The 1,085-nt window shown below is 44.8% G+C and carries 2 protein-coding genes; both read right to left on the reverse strand.

The genetic code is table 11. The annotated features are described in order from the left end of the window. Positions 1 to 375: 375 nt before the first annotated feature. A complete protein-coding gene (locus D1841_RS19560) occupies positions 376 to 507 on the reverse strand; it encodes a hypothetical protein (protein ID WP_256376717.1) in 132 nt (43 codons plus the stop codon). Next, positions 504 to 707, reverse strand: coding sequence for a hypothetical protein (locus D1841_RS17465; protein ID WP_160644945.1), 204 nt, complete (start codon positions 705 to 707; stop codon positions 504 to 506). The genes D1841_RS19560 and D1841_RS17465 overlap by 4 nt, the downstream gene beginning before the upstream one ends. Positions 708 to 1,085: the final 378 nt, after the last annotated feature.

Here is a 1,085-nt window from a genome sequence, read left to right on the forward strand (position 1 = left end):
CTTTATCGCTGCGGTACACGTCCGTTGTATCGCTATTTGGGCTGCTATTTGTGCTTAACTCATGTAGACACTATTTAGGGTTAAAATCCACAAGAGAAAAAACCGTTTAGACAAATTTTCAGTTGTTACCAAACTGGTATCAACTGACGGAAAGGAATCCTGGGAATCTGCCATTACAGCGACCAGCTTATTATACCGCCAATCTTGGCGGCATTGCACACAAAGAGTGTATGGAAAAATATTCATTCCTCGATTCGAGGAATGGACGGAATATCTATTTCTACAACCAAAAAGGCGTAATGGAGCTGAACCGTTGAAACGACGGGTCAGCAACGCTACACAGAAGGGCCGGGGAATGTTCCCTGGCCCTTCTGTTTATTCTTCTGGCTTCGGCTTATATTGCTCATCGCCGCTTTCAATCCAAAGAAGGAAGTCTGCGATTTCCGTATCCGTCCATCCTTTGGCACGAAGCCCTAGAATTAGCCTTGCATTTTCCTGCATATTCACTGCTGTCCACCTCCTTCCTTGTCACGCTCCATTGTTTCATCAATGGCCCGGCCTATAAAACCATTCATGCTTTCGCCTTGACTATCAGCATGGGCTTTTACTTGTTCATAGCGTTCCCGCTCCATTCTGACTCGTGCTATAGCAAATTTTTCCATATATCTTTGCTGTGCCTTTTTCTGTGCTGGCGTTTTTTCTCCCATAAACTTCCCCCTTTCTGTACAAGTCTAGTATACCACAAAAATAAATCTACACCTAGATACACAATGTACAAACCTACGCCTAGATATTTGGCAAGTCCGTCTATTGATATCTGCGCCTAGATATCATATAATATAGACACAGCAAGAGGGAAAGCCAAAATCGAAGGCAAACGCGACAAGGTGAGAGCGAGACAGGAGATGCAAGCAAAGGCACAGGCCGAGAGCTGCACAGCGCCCCCCCGCCGCTTCTCCAAAAGCTGAAATCAAAAAGGTGGCTATACCATGAACGAGAAGGTAAAAGAAGGCACTGTAAAGCAAAAATGAAAAGAAAAGACCCGAAAATCAGCGAAAAACTCTACGCAACGAGGAAAAGCTCAC

Source organism: Neglectibacter sp. X4, assembly GCF_009917365.1.
In the GTDB taxonomy this organism is placed as follows: Bacteria; Bacillota; Clostridia; order Oscillospirales; family Acutalibacteraceae; genus Acutalibacter.